The 19158-nt window shown below is 56.1% G+C and carries 24 protein-coding genes and 1 other annotated feature; of the genes, 23 read left to right on the top strand and 1 reads right to left on the bottom strand.

Translation table 11 applies throughout. From position 1 onward, the window contains the following. Positions 1-90 precede the first annotated feature (90 nt). From DZC51_RS11415 to pheA, 15 genes are all read left to right on the top strand, one after another. Positions 91-1107 carry a rod shape-determining protein gene (locus DZC51_RS11415; RefSeq protein WP_157295997.1) on the top strand — a complete coding sequence of 339 codons (1017 nt, stop codon included), beginning with the start codon at positions 91-93 and terminating at the stop codon, positions 1105-1107. An 18-nt stretch (positions 1108-1125) separates the two neighbouring features. Continuing rightward, positions 1126-2043 carry a rod shape-determining protein MreC gene (gene mreC / locus DZC51_RS11410; RefSeq protein WP_157295995.1) on the top strand — a complete coding sequence of 306 codons (918 nt, stop codon included), beginning with the start codon at positions 1126-1128 and terminating at the stop codon, positions 2041-2043. Next, on the top strand, positions 2040-2564 hold the full coding sequence (gene mreD, locus DZC51_RS11405; protein ID WP_157295993.1) for a rod shape-determining protein MreD: 525 nt from the start codon (positions 2040-2042) through the stop codon (positions 2562-2564). The genes mreC and mreD overlap by 4 nt, the downstream gene beginning before the upstream one ends. A gap of 27 nt (positions 2565-2591) precedes the next feature. Beyond that, complete coding sequence (minC, locus tag DZC51_RS11400; RefSeq protein WP_157296073.1) at positions 2592-3263, top strand: septum site-determining protein MinC; 672 nt, start codon at positions 2592-2594, stop codon at positions 3261-3263. A 1-nt stretch (position 3264) separates the two neighbouring features. Further along, positions 3265-4065, top strand: a complete 801-nt coding sequence (minD, locus tag DZC51_RS11395; RefSeq protein ID WP_157295991.1) for a septum site-determining protein MinD — start codon at positions 3265-3267, stop codon at positions 4063-4065. Positions 4066-4108: 43 nt separating this feature from the next. Continuing rightward, positions 4109-5173, top strand: coding sequence for a nuclease-related domain-containing protein (locus DZC51_RS11390; RefSeq protein ID WP_157295989.1), 1065 nt, complete (start codon positions 4109-4111; stop codon positions 5171-5173). A 359-nt stretch (positions 5174-5532) separates the two neighbouring features. Continuing rightward, complete coding sequence (locus DZC51_RS11385) at positions 5533-6093, top strand: peptidoglycan DD-metalloendopeptidase family protein (RefSeq protein WP_157295987.1); 561 nt, start codon at positions 5533-5535, stop codon at positions 6091-6093. Between the two features lie 19 nt (positions 6094-6112). Further along, positions 6113-6736 (top strand): site-2 protease family protein, encoded by a 624-nt coding sequence (locus tag DZC51_RS11380; protein WP_157295985.1) that lies wholly within the window; start codon positions 6113-6115, stop codon positions 6734-6736. 31 nt (positions 6737-6767) lie between these two features. Then, positions 6768-6840, top strand: a sequence feature (ribosomal protein L21 leader region). Positions 6841-6852: 12 nt separating this feature from the next. Continuing rightward, positions 6853-7161: a 50S ribosomal protein L21 gene (rplU, locus tag DZC51_RS11375; RefSeq protein ID WP_008299799.1), complete on the top strand. Its 309-nt coding sequence runs from the start codon at positions 6853-6855 to the stop codon at positions 7159-7161. Between the two features lie 3 nt (positions 7162-7164). Continuing rightward, complete coding sequence (locus DZC51_RS11370) at positions 7165-7488, top strand: ribosomal-processing cysteine protease Prp (protein WP_157295983.1); 324 nt, start codon at positions 7165-7167, stop codon at positions 7486-7488. A 12-nt stretch (positions 7489-7500) separates the two neighbouring features. Next, complete coding sequence (rpmA, locus tag DZC51_RS11365) at positions 7501-7785, top strand: 50S ribosomal protein L27 (RefSeq protein WP_092051364.1); 285 nt, start codon at positions 7501-7503, stop codon at positions 7783-7785. A gap of 169 nt (positions 7786-7954) precedes the next feature. Further along, a complete protein-coding gene (locus tag DZC51_RS11360; protein ID WP_232524128.1) occupies positions 7955-8488 on the top strand; it encodes a Spo0B domain-containing protein in 534 nt (177 codons plus the stop codon). Further along, a complete protein-coding gene (gene obgE / locus DZC51_RS11355) occupies positions 8488-9780 on the top strand; it encodes a GTPase ObgE (protein WP_157295979.1) in 1293 nt (430 codons plus the stop codon). Before DZC51_RS11360 ends, obgE begins: the two co-directional genes overlap by 1 nt. Positions 9781-9842: 62 nt before the next feature. Continuing rightward, positions 9843-10298: an ACT domain-containing protein gene (locus DZC51_RS11350; protein ID WP_157295977.1), complete on the top strand. Its 456-nt coding sequence runs from the start codon at positions 9843-9845 to the stop codon at positions 10296-10298. A 14-nt stretch (positions 10299-10312) separates the two neighbouring features. Next, positions 10313-11197 carry a prephenate dehydratase gene (pheA, locus tag DZC51_RS11345; protein WP_157295975.1) on the top strand — a complete coding sequence of 295 codons (885 nt, stop codon included), beginning with the start codon at positions 10313-10315 and terminating at the stop codon, positions 11195-11197. Between the two features lie 131 nt (positions 11198-11328). Here the strand turns inward: pheA and DZC51_RS11340 are convergent, their stop codons facing one another. Further along, on the bottom strand, positions 11329-11868 hold the full coding sequence (locus DZC51_RS11340) for a transcription repressor NadR (protein WP_157295973.1): 540 nt from the start codon (positions 11866-11868) through the stop codon (positions 11329-11331). A gap of 139 nt (positions 11869-12007) precedes the next feature. Here DZC51_RS11340 and DZC51_RS16380 point away from each other — a divergent pair, with 139 nt between their 5' ends. The 8 genes from DZC51_RS16380 to DZC51_RS11300 all read left to right on the top strand — a co-directional run bounded on the left by DZC51_RS16380 (position 12008) and on the right by DZC51_RS11300 (position 19157). Beyond that, positions 12008-13165 (top strand): LysM peptidoglycan-binding domain-containing protein, encoded by a 1158-nt coding sequence (locus DZC51_RS16380; protein WP_157295971.1) that lies wholly within the window; start codon positions 12008-12010, stop codon positions 13163-13165. Between the two features lie 6 nt (positions 13166-13171). Beyond that, a complete protein-coding gene (locus tag DZC51_RS11330) occupies positions 13172-14044 on the top strand; it encodes a phosphotransferase (RefSeq protein ID WP_157295969.1) in 873 nt (290 codons plus the stop codon). Between the two features lie 173 nt (positions 14045-14217). After that, complete coding sequence (gene ruvA, locus DZC51_RS11325; RefSeq protein ID WP_157295967.1) at positions 14218-14823, top strand: Holliday junction branch migration protein RuvA; 606 nt, start codon at positions 14218-14220, stop codon at positions 14821-14823. 43 nt (positions 14824-14866) lie between these two features. Continuing rightward, complete coding sequence (ruvB, locus tag DZC51_RS11320) at positions 14867-15886, top strand: Holliday junction branch migration DNA helicase RuvB (protein WP_157295965.1); 1020 nt, start codon at positions 14867-14869, stop codon at positions 15884-15886. Then, a complete protein-coding gene (gene queA, locus DZC51_RS11315) occupies positions 15883-16935 on the top strand; it encodes a tRNA preQ1(34) S-adenosylmethionine ribosyltransferase-isomerase QueA (RefSeq protein ID WP_157295963.1) in 1053 nt (350 codons plus the stop codon). Before ruvB ends, queA begins: the two co-directional genes overlap by 4 nt. Next, positions 16932-18074, top strand: a complete 1143-nt coding sequence (tgt, locus tag DZC51_RS11310; RefSeq protein ID WP_157295961.1) for a tRNA guanosine(34) transglycosylase Tgt — start codon at positions 16932-16934, stop codon at positions 18072-18074. Before queA ends, tgt begins: the two co-directional genes overlap by 4 nt. Before the next feature lie 39 nt (positions 18075-18113). Further along, the gene (gene yajC / locus DZC51_RS11305) at positions 18114-18374 is read left to right on the top strand and encodes a preprotein translocase subunit YajC (RefSeq protein ID WP_157295960.1); all 261 of its coding nucleotides are present in this window, start codon (positions 18114-18116) and stop codon (positions 18372-18374) included. Between the two features lie 141 nt (positions 18375-18515). Beyond that, complete coding sequence (locus DZC51_RS11300) at positions 18516-19157, top strand: DUF421 domain-containing protein (RefSeq protein ID WP_157295957.1); 642 nt, start codon at positions 18516-18518, stop codon at positions 19155-19157. The last annotated feature ends 1 nt before the right edge of the window (position 19158 follow it).

The raw sequence follows: 19158 nt of genomic DNA, 5'->3' as shown, positions 1-19158 counted from the left end.
ATTGTCACTTTCTCGCGGAATCCGTTATAATGATGTGTATGATTTCAAACCGGCAACACTAACGGCCGCGCAGAAAGGGAGATTAATAGCGTGTTTGGACTCGGATCAAAAGATGTCGGGATTGACCTCGGCACAGCAAATACATTGGTTTTCATTAAAGGTAAGGGGATTGTTCTCCGCGAACCGTCAGTCGTCGCGAAGAACGTCAAGACCGGGGAGATTGTCGCAGTCGGCAATGACGCGAAAAACATGATCGGCCGTACACCGGGCTCGATCATCGCAACTCGTCCGATGAAAGATGGTGTCATCGCGGACTTCGACACAACAACAGCCATGATCGAGTATTACCTGCGCGAAGCACAGAAAGCATCCGGCGGAACTTGGAAAAAGCCGAACGTCATGATCTGTGTGCCATACGGCATCACATCGGTTGAACAGCGTGCCGTGATTGACGCATCCCGCCAGGCGGGGGCAAAAGACGCCTTCACCATTGAAGAGCCGTTTGCGGCTGCAATCGGCGCGAATCTGCCGGTATGGGAACCAACAGGCAGCATGGTCGTCGATATTGGTGGCGGGACGACGGAAGTGGCAGTCATCTCGCTCGGAGGCATCGTGACGAGCGAATCCATCCGCGTAGGCGGCGACGCCATGGACCAGGCAATTATCTCGTATATCCGCAAGACGTATAACCTGACGATCGGCGACCGCACGTCTGAGCAGATCAAGATTGAAATCGGCTCCGCCAAAGTCACCGACAAGCCGGAAAAGATGGAGATCCGTGGACGCGACCTGCTGACAGGCCTGCCGAAGACGATCGAAATCTCTTCCGAAGAAATCGCGGAAGCCCTCAAGGAATCCATCACTGCGATCATCGACGGCGTGAAGAAGACCCTCGAGCATACACCGCCTGAGCTCTCCGCGGACGTCATGGAGCGCGGCATCGTGCTCACGGGCGGCGGCGCGCTTCTCGCCAACCTCGACAAGGTCATCGCGGAAGAAACGAATATGCCTGTATCCATCGCGGAAGATCCGCTGGACTGTGTCGCAATCGGCACTGGGAAAGCGCTCGACAACTTCGATGTCATCAAGAAACAGCAAGCCAGATAATACGGGAGTGAAGGCAGCATGCCGCAGTTTTTCTCGAACAAACGGCTGATCCTCCTCCTCGTCGGTGTCATCGTGCTGGTCGCCCTGATCTTCTTCTCGCTCAGGGACCGCGACCACGCGAACTTGCCCGAACAGATCGTAAAAGATGTTGTCGGCTTCGGACAGCAACTGTTCTCGAAGCCGGCGCACTACATAACGGACCTGGTCGATGATGTGGATTCACTCCTGAACACCTATGAGGAGAATCAGCGCCTGCGCAAGCGGCTCGTCGAATATGCGGCCGTACAGGCAGAGCTCAGTGATGTCCGCAATGAGAACAAGCGGCTGAAGGACATTGTCGGCAAGAAGGATGACCTTCGGGACTATGAGCCGATCCATGCCTCGGTCCTGGCAAGGAACCCGGACCAATGGGAAGAGAAGATTGTCATTGACCGGGGTGAGACGCACGGCATCAAAAAGAACATGGCGGTCATGACCGCCGACGGGCTCATCGGGAAAGTCATATTGACGACGCCGTTCACGTCTACCGTCCAGCTGCTCGCGACACAGGATCCGGATTACCGGGTGTCCGCGCTTGTCACGGGCAAGACGGAAGCGTTCGGCCTCATCGAAGGATATGACACCGAGCGGCGGGAGCTGATCCTCAAGAGGATCGATTCCGCGCATGAGATCAAGGAAGGCCAAAAGGTCATTTCCTCGGGTCTCGGTGGCATCTTCCCGAAAGGCCTCCTGATCGGGGAAATCACGGAAGTGACGACCGATGACTTCGGGCTGACGAAGCAGGCTCATATCAAGCCGGCTGCCGACTTCGCGATGCTGGAGCATGTAATCGTCACCAAGCGGACATCGACTGCGGTCGACGGCTCGGATGCCGGCAACACGGGAGAGGCAATGGATAAAACGGCGGATGGCGGGAAAGACGGGGACGGCTCATGATCCGGCTCCTCATTCCTCTTGTCGCCGTCGTTTTATTCTATGTGGAGCCGGTGTTCGGCCTGTTTTCGCCGATTGAGGTCGGCGGGGAACTCCGCTATCTCATCCCCAGGTTTCTGATCATGTTCCTGATCTTTGTCGGAGTCTACTACAGCCGGCAGCGTGCCCTCGTGTACGCAATCATTTTCGGACTCTTGTACGATTTATTTCACATTGATATTATTGGACTATACGCCTTCCTGTACCCGGCCGTCTGCCTGCTGGCAATCTGGGCCGTGAAGCACATCCATAAACATATAATCGTCGTCACGCTCATTACGCTGCTTCTCGTGGCGGTCCTTGAGACGGCGCTTTACGGATTCTTCACACTGATCGGGTTTATCGGGATGCCATTTGGAGAATTCATCACGACACGACTCGTGCCGACGATGATTGCCAACTCGGTGTTCCTCGTCCTGTTGGGCTGGGTGTTCAAATCGCTTGCCAACCGGCGGAGCATCCAGAAGAGGGAAGGAATGTTGTAAGCATGGAGGAGAATTGGGGTGACGCAAGTGACTAGAAAACAGCTTGTCATGATCAAAGGAACGAAGTCGGGCCTCGTGTTGCGCCTTGACGACCAATGCTCCTATTCCGAACTGATGTCGGAACTTGAGCAGAAAGTCCGGGAGGAGGCGCTCGAGGGGACGACGGAGATCCAGCTACACCTCGGCAACCGGTACTGCACCGATGAGCAAGTAAAGGAGCTCATCAACTGTGTACAGAAATCTCCCCATCTCCGAGTATCCAAAGTGCAGAGTGACGTCATCCGTGTGGAAGAGTGCAACCGCCTCATCAAGGAGAGCCAGTCCGAAACGTTTGTCGGTATCGTGCGCTCCGGACAGGTCGTGCAGGCGGAGGGCGACCTCGTCATCATCGGTGACGTCAACCCGAACGGGAAGGCCATCGCGAACGGGAACATCTTTGTCCTCGGCCGGCTGAAGGGCATCGCCCACGCCGGTGCAGGAGGCAATCGGGACGCGGTCATCGCAGCTTCCTGGCTGGAAGCGACTCATCTGATGATCGCCGATAAAGTGGAGACGATGACGGACGAACTGACAATTCTGTCCGAACGTCCGGAAATGGAATGTGCCTACATCCACCGGAGCGGCTTCATCGCCATCGACCGACTTCAGGAGCTCCGTATCCTGAGGCCGTATCTATCTACATTCAAGGGAGGAAGCTAATGTGGGAGAAGCCATCGTTGTGACATCAGGGAAGGGAGGCGTCGGCAAAACGACGACGACCGCCAACCTGGGAACTGCATTGGCCCTTCAAGGCAAGAAAGTCTGCCTGATTGACACGGACATCGGCCTCCGGAACCTGGACGTCGTGCTCGGCCTTGAAAACCGGATCATCTACGACCTCGTCGATGTGGTGGAAGGACGTTGCCGTGTTAACCAGGCGCTCGTGAAAGACAAACGCTTCGAGGACCGGCTGTTCCTGCTGCCGGCGGCACAGACAGCGGACAAGCTGGCTGTTTCGCCTGAGCAGATGAAGGAACTCGTCACCGAACTGAAGCGGGAATATGATTACATCCTGATCGACTGCCCGGCCGGGATCGAGCAGGGCTACCAGAACGCAGTCGCCGGTGCCGACCGCGCCATCGTCGTGACGACCCCGGAAATTTCCGCGGTCCGCGACGCAGACCGGATCATCGGATTGCTCGAGCAGGAAGAAGGCATCGAGCCGCCGAAGCTCATCATCAACCGGATTAAACGCCATCTGATGGAGTCCGGCGAAGCGCTCGACGTCAACGAGATCACGACCCACCTGTCGATCGATCTCCTCGGCATCGTCATGGATGACGAAAACGTCATTTCTTCATCCAATAAAGGCGAGCCGGTCGTCCTCAATCCGGCCAACCGTGCTGCCACAGGATACCGCAACATCGCCCGCCGGATCCTCGGCGAATCGGTGCCGCTCATGTCCATGGAAGAGCAGAAAAAGGGCTTCCTCGGTAAATTGAAATCCCTTTTCTCGAAATAATCGTTTCCCGGGAAATCGGGAGGATATAAGGATATTCGACAATGTGACCCCCATCACATGCCTAATCAGGCGTGCCGATGGGGGTTTTTCATTTTGGAAAGGAGGAAGGGTGATGGGAAAACGGAGTATTCCGGAGCGGCTTGCCGCACTGGCTGTACTGGAATCGAGGGTTTCGGACAGGCATCCCGCGTATGAGCGGATCCGGGCCGATTTGGAAATGAGGCTAGCCGGCTATGCGGGAGAGAAAAAAGCGGACTTCTATTTGGAAGAGGCAAGGTTGAAGCAAAAACCGGTGGTGCTGAAGGATGTGATGATTCCGTCAGGCGGAAAACAGGTGCAGGTGGATACACTCGTGCTCCATCCCGCATTTGTATTGGTGCTGGAAGTCAAGAACATGACCGGAGAACTCTACTTCGACGACGCCACCGGACAGTTTTATCGGTTCATAAACGGTGTGCGGGAAGGCATGAGGAACCCCGAAGACCAGATTAACCGCGCAATAGCCGCGACCGAGCGCTTTCTCGCATCCATCGATCTGCCGGTCCGGGTACACGGAGCGATTGTCCTGGCAAGCTACAACGGACTCGTTGCCAAGGGTCCCGTTAGCCGGCCAATTTTCCCCGTCGACCGGCTGCCGGGGCATGTCGAGAAATTGGAGGAGGAGAATCGGGCGATATTAAAGAGGGCGGATATGCAATATGTCATTGATGCGCTTAACCTGCTTGACCGGGGAAAACAGGATCAATATTTAAAATGGTACAGTCTTACAGTTGGCGATATTAGGTCAGGAGTGAGATGTCCGGGCTGCTTTGGGGCTGGTATGGAGCGAGGTCACGGGAAGTGGATATGTAAGGATTGCGATGCTTCATCGAACGATGCCCATCTTACGGCACTGCAGGAATATCGAATTTTGTTTGGAGGACAAATTACCAGCAACGATGCACAACGGTTTCTGGGATTGATCAATATTCAAAGCGCAATAAGACTATTGTCTTCATCAAGCCAATATACCGGGAATCAAAAACGAAATAGAAAATGGACGATACCAAATGAGAAATATCGTTTAGATCAACTTGTCAATCACCTAATGTACAAAAAGAAATCATGAGTATCTCCTGATTTGGAGTAAGATCGCTGGATTTAGAGTAAGGCACTCGTATTTGGAGTAAGGCGCCCGTATTTGGAGTAAGGCGCCCGTATTTGGAGTAAGGCGCCCGTATTTGGAGTAAGGCGCCCGTATTTGGAGTAAGGCGCCCGTATTTGGAGTAAGGCGCCCGTATTTGGAGTAAGGCGCTCGTATTTGGAGTAAGGCGCCCGTATTTGGAGTAAGCCTCCAGCATTTGGAGTAAGGCTACCTAATTTGGAGTAACCGCCCCCATGACACTCTCCAAATCTCTCAACAATTTATCATCACCCCGCTCCCTCCTACATATGATAGAGAAAACATTTCGCAGGGGTGTGGTGCTGATGAGGTGGAGGGACAAGTGGGTGGCGGCGCTGCTTGTGACGGTGGTGCTGTTTGGGGTGGCGAAGCTGGAGGAGCATCAGGTGATGAAGACGCAGATCACGCACCTGGTCCGGTCGGGTGAGGAGCTCACGGTACTCAAGAAGTGGGTGATGTCGTTCGTGGACCAGGGGCGGCCGGAGACCGCATTGCCGGTGTCGGCGGACGGGGCGACTCCGGCGATGGCGGAGTTTTCCACTCTTCAGCCGTTTCGCGAAGGGGTGGTGCTGTCTTATGGCGCGACCATTCCGGTGACGGCGAAGGGGGACGGGCTGGTGATCTATACCGGACATACGCGCCAGACGGGGAAGACGGTGACAGTCCAGTATGATGACGGGGATACCGTGACATACGGTTTCATCGGAAAGTTCCTGACGCTTCCGTATACGACGGTCGGCCCGGGGGAAGCGATCGCGGAGCTGGAGACTGGGGCGATGTTCCTCGGAGTGGAGCGGGACGGGGATACGATGGATGCGGAAGGTGTGAAAAACTGGCTGGCTTCACTGAGGGGGACGGGGGAATGACAGCCGGAGCCCTTTGCAAATGAAGTACCGGATGCATCCGGTCATGATCCCGTTCCTGCTTGCAATCATTGCGAGCGGGAATGTCTCGTTCTATGCCATCGTCCTCAGCTCGCTCCTGTTTCATGAGGCCGGCCATCTGCTGGCCGCGAAATGGACGGGCGCTCCCGTCAGGCAATGCGTCATCATGCCATACGGCGGGGAAATCGTGATTCCCCGTTTTTCTCGTTTGCCCAAAACGGACAGGCTTCTGATCGTCGCCGGCGGGCCTGCTGCGACCACACTATTGCTGGCTGTTTCATTATTCATCCAAATCCCCGGCCGGGACCAGCTGATCACGACACAGCTTGCCCTGCTTGGCCTGAATCTGCTGCCGTTTTTGCCGCTGGATGGCGGTCGGGCAGCGCTTGTTTTCTTTCCGGATCAAAAAATCGCTCTCATCCTGCTTTCTATTTTCGTGTCGGTAGCCGCGGCTGTCTTTTTGATCCTTTATCTTCCGCAGTCTGCGCCTTATCTGTTCCTTGCACTGTTCCTGCTGCTGCAAAATATCCTTCACTGGCGGTACAGAAAATATGAGCGGGTGCTGGAGCGAGTTTATGCCGGAAGTTTCCCGAAGCCGGCAGTTGACCGGAAGTCCGGTCTGTGATAGTATTTTCATGTTGGTTTGTAGCGCACCCGTGCTACTACAACCGCGCCGACAAGGTCTTAAGCACCACTTGGTCACCTTGAAGGGCGAGTCTTAGTCTAAGAGGAGGTGCAAGCATGTACGCAATCATTGAAACAGGCGGCAAGCAAGTTAAAGTTGAAGCGGGCCAGGAGATCTACATCGAAAAGCTCGCAGGTGACGTCGACGAGACGATCACATTCGATAAAGTACTGTTCGTCGGCGGAGACGACGTGAAAGTCGGAGCTCCATTCGTGGAAGGCGCTACCGTTACAGGTAAGATCGCCAAGCACGGCCGCGGCAAGAAAATCGTTGTCTTCAAATACAAGCGCCGTAAAAACTACCGCAAGAAGCAAGGTCACCGTCAGCCTTACACGAAAGTCGTCATCGACGGCATCAACCTGTAAGCCGTGATCCGGGTAATTGTGGATGAAACATCAGATGGCCGCATCATCTCATTTGAGATGACCGGCCATGCGGACTTCGCGGAACACGGAAAGGATCTTGTCTGCGCCGCGGCTTCGGCCGTGTCGTTCGGCGCCGTGAACTCAGTGTACGTACTGACGGAAACGGAGCCGGAAGTGGATCTTGGCGACGATGGCGGCTATTTGTCCGTCCGGGTGCCGGATCCCGAAGATGAGTCTGTCCAGCTGATCCTGAAGTCCATGATTGTTTCATTGCAGACCATTGAGCGGGACTATGGTGAACATATTAAAGTGACTATTAACCGATAGGAGGTGGACTACATGCTACGTTTGGATCTCCAATTCTTCGCGTCGAAGAAAGGGGTAGGTTCCACGAAGAACGGCCGTGACTCCGAAGCGAAACGCCTTGGTGCGAAGCGCGCGGACGGCCAATTCGTAACCGGCGGCTCCATTCTGTACCGCCAGCGCGGGACGAAAATCCACCCTGGTGAAAACGTTGGCCGCGGCGGCGATGATACGCTGTTCGCAAAGGTTGACGGCGTCGTACGCTTCGAGCGTCTCGGCCGCGACAAGAAAAAAGTTAGCGTCTATCCGGCTGCTCAATAAGCAACAGATGGATGACGGCGGGCTGCATGATTCTCATGCGGCCCGCTTTTTTCTTTTCCCGAAAAGACCTCCGATTTTTAACCGCTTGCATTGAAACAGGCGTGTCCTGTAGTGGTATACTGTACGTACGGGATGAACACGAACTTTTGGAAGACGGGAAGTGACCGAGATGGAAGAACGGCTGTCGGCACAGGAACTGTTGAAATACTCGAGGCACGATCATATGAACACCCTTCATCTGATCCGGATGCTTCTCGATCTCGGCAAAGAGGATGGGGTGCAGAAAGCGATTGACGATGCCGTGGAACGGGCACGGCACGAATCCGCACTGGGTGCCGCCGGCATGCCGCGCCTGGCAGTATGGCTTCTTACCTTCGGCTGGCGCTTCCCGGAATATGAGGCGACGCTGGACGTGTCCGCTGACGGCCCTGGTGACAGGGAGGCGGACACGGAGGCGGAGGCTTTTCTCGAAGAGCTGTTCGCAGAACTTCAGGACGGCCTGAGCCCCTATGCGGAGTACGGTGCACAGATCCGGGTAAAGACGGAATCCGGGGCATGGTCGGTCACATTTACGCTGACAGGTCCGCACGAACTGCAGCAAGGTCTGCCGGAGGCGTCACCCGATGCACGGTTTACATTCCATCATTCCGAAGAAGATGGACAATTGAAGATGACAGTAGCTGGAAGGAAGGTGGATCGGTGATGTTTGTCGATCACGTAAAGATCTATGTAAAAGGCGGGGACGGCGGCAATGGCATGGTCGCGTTCCGCCGGGAAAAGTATGAGCCGATGGGCGGTCCCGCTGGCGGCGACGGCGGCAAGGGCGCAGATGTCATCTTTGAGGTGGACGAAGGCCTGCGCACGCTGATGGATTTCCGCTATCAGCGGCATTTCAAGGCCCAGCGCGGCGAGCACGGGATGAGCAAGAGCATGCACGGCAAAAACGCGAAGGACATGGTCGTCAAGGTGCCGCCGGGTACGACGGTGACAGACGCGGAATCCGGCGCAATCATCGCTGACCTGACCGAGCACGGCCAGCGTTCGGTCATCGCAAAAGGCGGCCGCGGCGGGCGGGGCAACATCCGTTTTGCGACCCCTGCAAATCCGGCACCCGAAATTTCCGAGAAGGGAGAGCCGGGCTATGAGCTTGAGGTCGTTCTCGAGCTGAAAGTGCTGGCGGATGTCGGCCTGGTCGGCTTCCCGAGTGTCGGGAAATCGACGCTGCTGTCCGTCGTCTCCGCCGCCAAGCCTAAAATCGGCGACTATCACTTCACGACGATCGTGCCGAATCTCGGAGTCGTGGATGTAGGTGAAGGGCGCAGTTTCGTGATGGCAGATCTTCCCGGACTGATCGAGGGGGCCCACGAAGGTGTCGGGCTCGGTCATCAGTTCCTCCGCCATATCGAGCGGACGCGCGTCATCGTGCACGTCATCGACATGTCCGGCATGGAAGGCCGGGATCCGTATGAGGATTACGTGACGATCAATGAAGAACTGGAGCAGTACAACCTCCGTCTTACGGAACGCCCGCAGATTGTCGTGGCCAACAAGATGGACATGCCAGAGGCGGAAATGAACCTTGCCGAATTCAAGGAACAGATCCCGTCCGATGTCAAGGTGTATCCGATTTCCGCCATCACCCGCCAGGGGCTGTCGGACCTGCTTTACGCCGTTGCGGACCTACTTGAAGAGACGCCGGAATTCCCGCTTTATGCACCTGAGGAAGTGGAAGAATCACGCCACGTCCTTTATAAGTTTGAAGCGGAGAAGAAAGATGAATTCATCATCGGCCGGGACGACGACGGGGCATTTACCGTGGGCGGGCCTGCAATCGAGCGGCTGTTCAAGATGACCAACTTCTCGCATGAGGAATCGGTCCGCCGGTTCGGCCGGCAGCTCCGAGGCATGGGCATCGACGACGCGCTGCGCGAGCGGGGCGTCAAGGACGGAGACACGGTCCGCATCATGGACTACGAATTCGAGTTCGTTGACTGAGACCTGCCCGTAAGGGGGGCTTGCCGGCAAAGCCGGCGGGCAAAGAAAAGAGGACTGAAACAATGAAAGACGTTTCGGATGAGAATTATTTTCTCGTCAGGGAAGACGTCCTGACGGAATCAATGCAGAAAACGCTCGAAGCGAAGCGCCTCCTGCAGAACGGCGAGGAGTCGACCATCTGGGATGCGGTCAAGCGGGTCGGCCTTTCAAGGAGTGCGTTTTATAAATACCGCGATACGGTCTTCCCGTTCCATTCGGTTGTCCAGGAGAGGATCCTGACGATCTTCCTTCAGCTGGAGGACCGGGAAGGAGCACTGGCGGAACTGCTGCGGACCGTGGCGGAGGCGCAGTGCAATGTGCTGACGATCCACCAGACAATCCCGATCCAGGGCCGTGCCAATGTGACGCTGTCCCTGGACGTGACCGCGATGACGATGGAACTGAACACGTTCCTGCAGACGCTCAAGCGGCTGGCGTTCATCGAATCGGCGGATGTCGTCAGCTCGGGCGCTTATTGAGGGGGAGAACAGGTTTGGAAGAAACAGTGACACGGGTGGCTTATCTCGGACCGGAGGCGTCGTTTACCCATCTGGCAGCGGACGGGCTGTTCCACGGGGACTGGCTCATGCCCTATACGACGATTCCGGAAGCGATTGAAGCCGTATCGGAAGACCGTGCGGACTATGCGGTCGTCCCGATTGAAAATGCATTGGAAGGCGCCGTCTCCCTGACGGTGGATTACCTTTACCATGAAGTGGAGCTTTATATCACAGCCGAGATCCTGCAGCCGATCGACCAGCATCTCATGGTCCATCCGGAGCAGGCGGACAGTTGGGAAGAGGTGGAGTCGATCCATTCCCATCCGCAGGCACTGGCCCAGTGCCACAAATTCCTGCACTACCGGTTCCGCGGCGTGCCGCTGATCCAGGCGACCTCCACATCGGGTGCGGCGAAATACGCTTCGGAGAACCCGGAGCTGCGGATCGCAGCCATCGGCAACCGGTTTGCGGCAGAGAAATACGGCTTGAAAATCGTGCAGGACAGCATCAACGATTTCCACTTTAACCGGACGCGATTTGTGGTCCTGTCAAAGAGGGAAGGGGAGATCGGCAAGCCCGGCTGCGGGGACAAGGTCAAGTCGACCCTCATGATCAACCTGCCGAAGGACAACCGCTCCGGTGCGCTTCATCAGGTGCTGTCGGTATTCTCCTGGAGACGGCTGAACCTGACCAAGATCGAATCCCGCCCGATGAAGACGGGACTCGGCGACTACTTTTTCATCGTCGATGTGGACGCGGGAAAAGAAGACCCGATGATGAAGGGCGCCATGGAAGAACTGTCCGCGCTCGGATGCGTCGTCAAGCCGCTGGGCACCTATAGGACATACGAAATAAAACCGGCACCGCGCGAAATTTAAGCGCGATGCCGGTTTTTTGTTGTTGGATGGCGGTCCATCATACGAATTTGAACGGTTACTCCGAAAACACGATCCATTGTGCGAAATCCCGAGCATACTCCGAAAATAAAAGCCGATTGACGATTCCGCTCTCACGCTTCATCCGTCAAAAAGCCGTGCTCCCTGAGCGCCTGCTCCGCGCGGTCGAGGATTTCCTCGCTGTCCGCGGTGATGGTGTGAAGGTGAGGGCCGCCGGTCAGCTCAAGCAGGAGCGGCGAGCCCGTCTCATTCAGCCGGGTGACGAACTGTCCCACGTCATGCCGGTTATTGACCATGATGGCAGCATTGAGTTCTCCGTAAACCGGATGCTCCACTGTGACATCACGGACCGAAGCACCCGCATCCACAATCAGATTCAGCTCTTTTTCCGTCTGATCCGGCGTGTGGGTGCAGGCAATTTTTCTCGACAGGAGCCCCTGTCGCTCCGGCGCTTCGCTTCCGAGGTGGACATATCCGGAACTCGTCGCCATAATGGATTCCCCATGCGCCTTGAGTAGGGTGATATCCCCTACGATGACCTGTCGGCTCACACCGCATATTTTCGCCAGTTCTGCGCCTTTGATCGGGCGTCCGCTGTCTTTCAGTTTCTTGAGGATCAGATCCCTCCGCTCGTCCCCCTTCAACTTTTCCATGGGCTTCGACTCCTTCCCGTCATAACTGCTGTTCGTTTTCTCATAGCTTATTGTGAAGACGTCCTCGGAGTCTGTCAAAGTTTCAGTGTCATCGCCCAGTGCGGGTTCATACGCTATACCGATGGAAGGGGGAGAAGCAATGCACGTGCACATTGTGCAGAAAGGGGATACCCTCTGGAAAATCTCCAGGCAGTACGGGGTTCCCTTCGAAGAAGTAAAACGGCTCAATGCCCATCTGGCAAATCCGGACTACATCGTGCCGGGGATGAAGATCTTCCTGCCTGATCACGCGAAGAAGGGCAAGGGCCAGCCGCCGGCAGAACACCCGTACAAAGATGGTCGCCCGAAAAAGCCGGTGAGGGAAAAGAAGGAAATGGAATCGTCGGAACTGACGCCTGCTCCGCCACCGCCGCCGATGAAGAAGCCTGCGCCAAAACCGGCACCTCCAAAACCGGCACCAAAGCCGGCGCCGCCAAAGCCTGCTCCAAAACCGGTTCCAAAGCCAGCGCCGAAACCGAAACCGGCCCCGATGCCAGCACCGCCGCCAATGATGCCTATCGAAGAATCACCGATGGCACCGCCACCGCCACCGCCGCCACCTCCAATGAAAGAAGAGTCGCCGATGGCACCGCCTCCGGTCATGCCGGAAATGGAAATGCCGCCGATGCAGCAACCATGTCCACCCGAGAAGGAGGCGGCCATTCCAATGATGATGCCATTCTGCTGCATGCCGGTGTTTGATATGTGTTGCCAGATGTGCGGCCATATGCCGACTCATCATCACATGATGCATCACCCTCACATGATGCATCACCCTCACATGATGCATCACCCTCACATGATGCAGCCGTATCCTCAGATGGAACATTATCCGCAGGCACAGCCGTATCCTGCGATGCCGCAGATGCCGGCAGCACCTGGCTACACACTGCCGATAGCGGAAGGGATGCCGGAATACGCCATGCCGGCGGAACAAGAATCGCCTGAACGCGGCTGGAAGATGGAAGAATCAAGTTCTTGTTCGTCCTCACTGGATGTGTACATGGGCAGCCGGCAGGAACAGGAATCTCCAATGGACGAAGAGCTGCACGTGCCTCAGGCACCGATGCATATGTATCCGGCGGAGTCTCAGGGTGACTGCGGATGCGGTGGCGGGTCTGCCGTGCCGTACGCTGTTCAGGCCGCAGCCTGGCCATATTGGCCGCAGCCAGGTTTCCAACCTTATCCGGGCCAGGGCCACCATCACGGACATTCCTGCCACGTATGCGGGTCACCGTTCGGATACGGCGGCTACTGATAATCCATGACTGCCGGGGGCAACATCCGACAGATCAAGCAGAACGTCTGGAAATGGGATGTGGGCGGAAAGCGGTATTCGCTGAAGAAATATGATTCCGCCCATCAGGCACGCAAGGTGCGGCGAATCCATGATGAGCTTGAGAATATCGGATTCCCGCATATCCTGCCGATCATCGGTTCTGCAGATGAACGGGCGGTCATCCAGCCTTGGCTTGACCGCGCCAGGCCTGCCGACTATTCAAGCAGGACAGGGAGGGAACGGACGCTCTCCGTTCTCCGTACGCTGCATGAGACATCAGAAAAGGTGAACTGGGAAAGCACCGGTGTGCTCTACCGATATCCGCTGATTGCCAAATGGGAAGATCGGCTGGCAAAATTCCGCAACCAGAAAAAGAAACTGGTCCCGCTGATCGGCAACCCGCACTATGACAGCATTATCTTTCACGCCGAGGAAGCACTCAGGAGCATCCGGAAAACGTATGATCCGGAAGAGGATTGCACGCTTCTTCATGGAGACGTGGTCCACCACAACTTCCTGAAGGGTCCGGACGGAAAGTACGTCATGATCGATTTTGACCTGGCCTGCACCGGTCCCGCCGGCACGGAAACTGCCCTTTGGATCCACCGCGTTCTGCCGCATGTGGACTTTAACCTGGACTATCTGTGCGGCGAGCAGCCGGAACTCGCCTCACTTTCCGCCTCTTCGTTCAATCTGCTGCTTTATCCGAATGAACTGCTCAGGGAATGGCTCTACTTGCTGTCCCTGGAAGAAGACAAACAAAACCAACTGAAAGTGAAGCTGGACCGGTTCACGGACAAAGCACTGTCCGCCTGGATCCCGCTCTGCTATCAGGTATCAAAACGAGCCAATCATTGATCGGTCATTGCCGCGGATCTCCCAAACTAAAGGGAGATCTGCGGCATCTTTGCGTACTGGAACCATAGAAAACAAATATTTTTATTATGTAAACAACCATGGCACCCCTCCTGATGCGGGGATGCGAACATGTATGCTATAATCTACTCATTGCGGCAGAGGGGGAAGACGGCTTGTACGATTACATAAAAGGGCGCATCACAAGGGTGACGCCCGAGTATATAACGGTTGAACAAGGCGGCATCGGCTATCAGGTGATCACGCCCAATCCGTATGCATTCCATGCAGATGAAGAAAAGCAGGTTTTCACACATCTCCATGTAAGGGAAGATGTGATGCAGCTGATCGGTTTCCAGGCCCCGGAGCAGCGGGAACTGTTCAGGAAGCTGATCACCGTATCCGGCATCGGGCCCAAAGGGGCACTGGCAATCCTTGCCGGCGGGATGACCGCACAGGTTGTCGCCGCCATCGAGGCGGAAGATGAGAAGTTCCTCGTCAGATTCCCCGGTGTCGGGAAAAAGACCGCCCGGCAGATCATCCTGGATCTGAAGGGGAAACTGGACGGAGTGACGGATGAAGTCGTCTTCATGACGGAAACGGATCCTGAACCGTCACTGGACTCCAATCACGATCTTGAGGAAGCGATGCTTGCACTGACCGCGCTCGGCTATTCGGAGCGGGAGCTCAGCAAGATCCGTCCCAAGCTCGACAAAGAGACACTGGATCATACGGAAGCTTATATGAAGCGGGCGCTGGCGCTTCTCCTGAAGCAGGGTTAAATGATGAACCGCTTTGAACAACATAAAGGAAAGGAGGGGGACTATGGAAGAGCGGGTCATTTCAAGTGAAGCCTCGACATTTGACGACGGATTTGAGCAGACGCTGCGGCCACAGCGTCTCGTCCAGTATATTGGCCAGGAAAGGGTCAAGCACAACCTCGGCATTTTCATCGAGGCGGCCAAGCAGCGGGAAGAAAGCCTGGACCATGTGCTCCTATACGGGCCTCCGGGTCTCGGCAAGACGACGCTCGCCTCGGTCATCGCAAATGAGATGGGTGTCAATTTCCGGACGACGAGCGGTCCCGCAATCGAGCGACCCGGTGACCTTGCAGCCATTGTCAGCTCGCTTGAGCCGGGGGATGTGCTGTTCATCGATGAAATCCACCGGCTGAGCCGCGCTGTCGAGGAAGTGCTGTATCCGGCAATGGAAGACTTTTGCCTCGACATTGTCGTCGGCAAGGGGCCTGAGGCAAGGTCGATCCGCTTCGACTTGCCTCCCTTCACGCTGATCGGTGCCACTACGAGGGCCGGCTCCCTGTCGGCCCCGCTGCGTGACCGGTTTGGTGTGCCGCTCCGGCTCGACTATTACGACCGTGCGGCGCTGGCGGAAATTGTTGTGAGGAGTGCTGACATTTTCGGTGCCCCGATCACACGTGATGCGGCGGAAGAGATGGCGATGCGATCACGCGGCACTCCCCGGATTGCCAACCGCCTGCTCCGGCGCGTAAGGGATTTCGCCCAGGTGCGGGGCAACGGGGAGATTACGCTCCCGACCGCACAGGAAGCGCTGGAACTGCTTCAGGTCGATTCTCACGGCCTGGACAGCATTGACCACAAGCTGCTCCTTTCCATGATCGAGCGGTTCCGCGGCGGCCCTGTCGGCCTCGACACAATCGCCGCGAGCATCGGTGAAGAATCGGCCACGATTGAAGATGTTTATGAACCCTACCTGCTGCAGGTCGGTTTCCTGCAGCGGACACCACGCGGGCGTGTGGTCACGCCGCGTGCCTATGAACATTTCGGCATGGACATGCCGGACGACGGAAGAAGGAACCCATCATGAATGTAGAAGATTTTGATTTTCGTCTGCCGGAGGAATTGATCGCGCAAACTCCGCTTAAAGAGCGGACGGCATCCCGGCTGCTCGTCGTGGATCGCGAAACCGGCGGATTCGAGGATAGGAAGTTTTCCGATATACTTGAGTACTTTGAACCGGGCGACTGCCTTGTTCTCAACGATACAAAAGTTCTGCCCGCACGTCTTCTGGGTACGAAGGAAGAAACCGGGGCAGCGATCGAAGTGCTGCTTCTGACAGACAAGGGCGGAGACGAGTGGGAAACACTCGTCAAGCCGGCCAAACGCGTGAAGCTCGGCACAGTCATCACATTTGGTGACGGGCTGCTCAAGGCGGAGTGCACCGGAACAGGCGACCATGGCGGACGGACGTTCAAGTTCAGCTATGAGGGTATCTTCTATGAAGTGCTCGACCGGCTGGGCGAAATGCCGCTGCCCCCTTATATCCACGAAAAACTGGATGACCGGGACCGCTACCAGACTGTTTTTGCAAAGGAACGCGGCTCGGCGGCTGCGCCTACTGCAGGTCTCCACTTCACGGAGGAACTGCTGGACAAGATCCGGGAAAAAGGAGTCGAGATCGTCTTCATCACACTCCACGTCGGGCTTGGCACGTTCCGCCCGGTGAGCGTCGATACAATCGAAAACCACGAGATGCATTCGGAGTATTACTGTGTTTCTGAAGAAGCTGCCGCTGCAATCCGGAAGACGAAGGAGTCAGGCGGCCGGGTCATCGCCGTCGGTACAACATCGACACGCACGCTTGAAACAATCGCCTCCGAACATGGCGGCGATGTCGTCGCCGCCGGCGGCTGGACATCGATTTTCATTTATCCGGGCTATGAATACAAGGCGATCGACGGGCTCATCACCAACTTCCACCTGCCGAAATCGACCCTGATCATGCTCGTGTCCGCCTTTTCGTCCCGTGAGATCATCCTGAATGCATACAGGCATGCGGTGGACGAGCGTTACCGGTTCTTCAGCTTCGGTGACGCGATGTTCCTGAAGCCTCCAAAGAAAGGGAGAAACGAATGACTCCAGCGATCACCTATGAACTGATCAAAAAAGACAAGCAGACGGGCGCGCGGCTCGGCATCGTGCATACGCCGCACGGTTCGTTCGAGACACCGGCGTTCATGCCGGTCGGCACGCAGGCGACCGTCAAGACGATGTCTCCGGAAGAACTTAAAGAAATGAAAGCAGGCATCATCCTGAGCAACACGTACCATCTGTGGCTCCGGCCGGGCCATGACATCATCAGAGAGGCGGGCGGCCTCCACAAGTTCATGAACTGGGACCGGGCTATCCTGACCGATTCCGGCGGGTTCCAGGTTTTCTCGCTGAGCGACATGCGCAAGATCGAGGAGGAGGGCGTCCATTTCCGCCACCATCTCGATGGAAGCAAGCTGTTCCTGAGCCCCGAAAAAGCGATGGAGATCCAGAATGCGCTCGGCTCGGATATCATGATGGCATTCGATGAGTGCCCGCCGTACCCGGCATCCCATGAGTACATGAAGGCCAGTGTCGAGCGGACATCCCGCTGGGCGGAGCGTTGCCTGGAGGCCCACACACGACCGGAAGACCAGGGGCTGTTCGGCATTGTGCAGGGCGGCGAGTATGAAGACCTGCGCCGTCAGAGCGTTCAGGACCTCACCTCGCTCGATTTCCCGGGTTACGCAGTCGGCGGACTCTCAGTCGGAGAGCCCAAGGACGTTATGAACCGGGTGCTCGACTTCACGACGCCGCTTCTTCCGGAAAACAAGCCTCGCTATCTGATGGGCGTCGGTTCACCGGATGCGCTTATCGACGGATCGATCCGCGGCATCGACATGTTCGACTGTGTGCTGCCGACCCGGATCGCCCGCAACGGAACACTCATGACGAGTGAAGGGCGTCTCGTTGTCAAGAATGCGAAGTTTGCTCGCGATTTTCGGCCGCTGGACGAGAATTGCGACTGCTATGTATGCCAAAATTACAGCCGCGCCTACATCCGCCATCTGATCAAGGCGGAAGAATCGTTCGGCATCCGGCTGACGTCTTACCACAATCTGTACTTCCTCATGAATCTTATGGAACAGGTCCGGCAGTCGATCCGCGAAGACCGGCTCGGCGATTTCCGTGAAGAGTTCTTTGAACAGTATGGATACAACAAACCAAATGCAAAAAACTTCTGAAGCTTGTATACTTGTACCATACAGAAAGGGGGAAAATAAATGGAAACATTAGTAGCCCTGTTGCCGCTGATCCTTATGTTCGCTGTTATGTGGTTCTTCCTGATCCGCCCGGCGCAGAAGCGGCAGAAAGCAACACAGCAAATGCAAAATGAACTCCAGCGCGGCGACAAAGTCGTCACGATCGGCGGCCTCCACGGCACGATCGATGCAGTTGATGACGCGACCGTATTCCTGAAATGCTCCGACGGATCCCGTCTCCAGTTCGAACGTGCGGCAGTCGGCCGTGTGCTCGACAACTGATCCGTTTAAATGACCGCAGGCACAGCGGGTTTTTCCGCCGTGCCTGCGGTTTTTGTGTGCCGTTAGCTTCGTTTTAATGTCCGAAGACCGGTGAATGTTTCGCATGACGTTGTCCATACTGAGCAGGAAAAGAGGTGCATCATGGAAGATTTTCTGACAGTGGTATGGCGGACAGTTTTCCTGTATGTGATGCTCATCGTCGTGCTTCGGCTGATGGGAAAGCGGGAGCTCGGGGAACTTAGCGTAGTCGACCTTGTAATCTCCGTCCTCATGGCCGAAGTGGCCGCCTTTGCACTGGATGATCCGGACAGCCCCATCTTTCTCGCCATCCTGCCGATAATCGTTTTGCTGATCATTCAGGTCACTGCGTCCTATTTCTCCCTCAAAAGCAAAAAGTTCCGGGATGTCGTCGAGGGAGACCCGGCGGTCATCATCCGGAACGGAGTGATCGAGGAACAGAATATGAGAAAGCAGCGATACAATATCGATGACCTGCTCCAGCAACTTCGGGAGCAGCAGGTGGCTTCTGTACGCAATGTGGCTTATGCCTTTCTTGAGCCAAGCGGAAATCTGGCGGTATTTGAAAAAGGCAGTGACAAGCCGATCCTCCCGCTGATCTCGGACGGCGTGATCCAGATTGAACATCTTCCCCTGATCGGCAAGGACCTGGACTGGCTGATGAACGAACTATCGGATGCCGGGTACAGCGGTCCTGAACAAATCTTTTTCTGCGCCCTTGACAAGGACGGGATCCATATCCAGGAAAAGGGCAGGAATGGCTAGC

Origin of the sequence: Bhargavaea sp. CC-171006 (genome assembly GCF_009761675.1) — a bacterium.
Lineage (GTDB): Bacteria > Bacillota > Bacilli > Bacillales_A > Planococcaceae > Bhargavaea > Bhargavaea changchunensis.
This window is presented reverse-complemented; position numbering and strand designations above follow the sequence as displayed.